General features: G+C 47.7%; 4 protein-coding genes. 3 read left to right on the forward strand and 1 reads right to left on the reverse strand.

The window, feature by feature from the left end; all coding sequences use genetic code 11:
- On the reverse strand, positions 1 to 498 hold a 498-nt coding region (locus tag QCH34_RS11305), incomplete at its 3' end, for a hypothetical protein (protein WP_300334216.1).
- A gap of 56 nt (positions 499 to 554) precedes the next feature.
- Between QCH34_RS11305 and QCH34_RS11310 the strand changes: the two genes are divergently transcribed.
- The 3 genes from QCH34_RS11310 to QCH34_RS11320 form a co-directional block, all read left to right on the forward strand.
- Positions 555 to 1,412 carry a viperin family antiviral radical SAM protein gene (locus QCH34_RS11310; protein WP_300334219.1) on the forward strand — a complete coding sequence of 286 codons (858 nt, stop codon included), beginning with the start codon at positions 555 to 557 and terminating at the stop codon, positions 1,410 to 1,412.
- Positions 1,399 to 1,887 (forward strand): hypothetical protein, encoded by a 489-nt coding sequence (locus QCH34_RS11315; protein ID WP_300334221.1) that lies wholly within the window; start codon positions 1,399 to 1,401, stop codon positions 1,885 to 1,887. Before QCH34_RS11310 ends, QCH34_RS11315 begins: the two co-directional genes overlap by 14 nt.
- The coding region (locus QCH34_RS11320; RefSeq protein ID WP_300334224.1) for a hypothetical protein at positions 1,884 to 2,111 on the forward strand (228 nt) is incomplete at its 3' end. The genes QCH34_RS11315 and QCH34_RS11320, both read left to right, overlap by 4 nt.

Consider the following 2,111-nt stretch of genomic DNA (forward strand, 5'->3'; position numbering starts at 1 on the left):
ATTCTTGAGGGTGCTTTGATTCAGTGTTGAATTTGAATTTTCGACCAGTTCCCTGAGAATCCGCTGGTAGAGTTTGTTCTTTGAAAGAGTGCTCAACGGCATCTTTGGTGTGGGGAATTCCAGCGGTTTGTCGAACTCTTTCGGCAGGTAATATCCGACTCCATCGAGCCATAGTGCCCCCATAAAGGTCATGATTGCGAAGTCTTTGCGGCCGAATGTGACATTGAAGTAGAGATTTGCTTCAGGATACCGTTTCCGAATCCCGATCAGCTGCTCCATCAGGTCTTTGAGATCTCTCTTCTTATACTCGATCACCTCGAGGGGAATGTCCAGAGCTGATTGACATATTTCTTTCACTCTCTCGATGCTTGCCTTTACGTCATCTGGATAATTTTCCTCGGTGACGAGAATATACCGCTCAACGGGGTAGAAGCGTGTGATCCTCTGGATGCCTTTGTCGACATTTCCCCCTGCCGTAAGAATGTGGATATTCAACATTAAATATTTAATATCAATACAATATGCTATAATGTTTTCTCCTTAGATACATGAACATGCTTCCGAAAGCAGAAGCTCAACGAGAGACCGCGTCGATTCGCTCGGCGAACTGGCACATCACATCGAAGTGCAATTATCATTGCAAATTCTGTTTTGCCAGGAACCTGAAGGGTGATCTCAGAAGTCTCTCGGTGGCAAATGAAGTACTCTCCCATCTTTGGAACCTTGGCATCACCAAGATCAACTTTGTCGGTGGTGAGCCGCTGATGCACCCTCTCATCGTTGAGGTGGTTAAAATGGCCAAGGGCCTGGGATTCGCCACGAGCATTTCCACGAACGGATCGCTCTGCACGGCAGAAATGATCTCCGAATTCGATGGAACGCTTGACTGGATCGGGCTATCACTCGATTCGGTCTCGGATGAAATTGAAAAAGATTTAGGGAGGGGGAATGGAAATCATCTTTCACATATCATCAGGATCTCTGACCTCATTCGCAAATCAGGAATCAAGTTAAAAATCAACACCACCGTCACGAGGAAGACCTACATGGAGGACATGCAACAACTGATCGGGCAACTCTGTCCTGATCGGTGGAAGGCGTTCCAGTTTCTCCATGTGAAGGGGCAGAATGATCAGGCCGTTCCTGATTTTGCAATCACTCCGGAAGAATTCGGGCTGTTCAGATCCCGGCATGAGGGAATCATGCTTCAGAATGGTACCCGGCCGGTGTTTGAATCTGCAGATGATATGGTCGATTCTTACCTGATGATCAATCCTGAGGGGAATTTGTTTGTGAATACAGGATGCAAATACCAGGAGATTCCCTTACTGGGTGTCACACAGAAGGAAATCTCGACCATCATCAACCCGAACAAGTATCGTTCGCGGGGAGGGGTGTATGACTGGAGCTGATACGGCTTCCGAACCCGTTCATTTCCTCCTGCTGGGAAATGCGAAAGAACACATTTTCCGGGCCATTGAGTATTTCGGGATCCAGAAGGTCGTCCTCTTCACCTCGCAGCACCTGATGAGCGAAAACCAGCCGTTCATCGAGCAGCTCGAGCGTGAGGGTATCTCTGTGCTGGAGACCGTGTTCCTCGATCCTTTTGAACACGTGGCTCTTGAACGGATGACCCAAAGAATGCTGGAGGCCTATGATCTCCATTCAAATGGCGGGGCACATCGCGTTATTGCGGGGCTCACCGGGGGCACGAATCTCATGGTTCTCGCAATGGGCATGATGTGTCTCGCTGCAGGCCTGAAGTCACATTATGTGGTCCACAATGAGACGAATGATCTGATTGAAATCGATTTTTTCTCCAACCTGGCACAGAACATGGATCTTTCCGAAATCCAGAGGAGCATTCTCCCGGGGGCCTTTCGATGAGTAATCTCTACTACGCCAATTTAGGAGAGAAGGATCCTGATCAATTTGAGGAAAGAGTCATTCAACGCCTCAGAGACTTCCAGGGATTTCTGGAGAATGCTGAATACCGTATGAGGAAAAAACGGTACAAATTCTCTTTCAGCGTGAAACAGTCCCGTGGCCGCATCATCACGGAAAATAAAAATGTGAAGATCGATTTCAATTCTCCAGATGGATTTTTCTTC

The sequence above is a fragment of the Methanocalculus sp. genome, assembly GCF_029762515.1.
GTDB lineage: Archaea > Halobacteriota > Methanomicrobia > Methanomicrobiales > Methanocorpusculaceae > Methanocalculus.

What these genes read in the sequence shown, in the direction of transcription:
- QCH34_RS11310 (WP_300334219.1), top strand. Translation starts at nt 555, where the DNA reads ATGCTTCCGAAAGCAGAAGCTCAACGAGAGACCGCGTCGATTCGCTCG.
- QCH34_RS11315 (WP_300334221.1), top strand. Translation starts at nt 1,399, where the DNA reads ATGACTGGAGCTGATACGGCTTCCGAACCCGTTCATTTCCTCCTGCTG.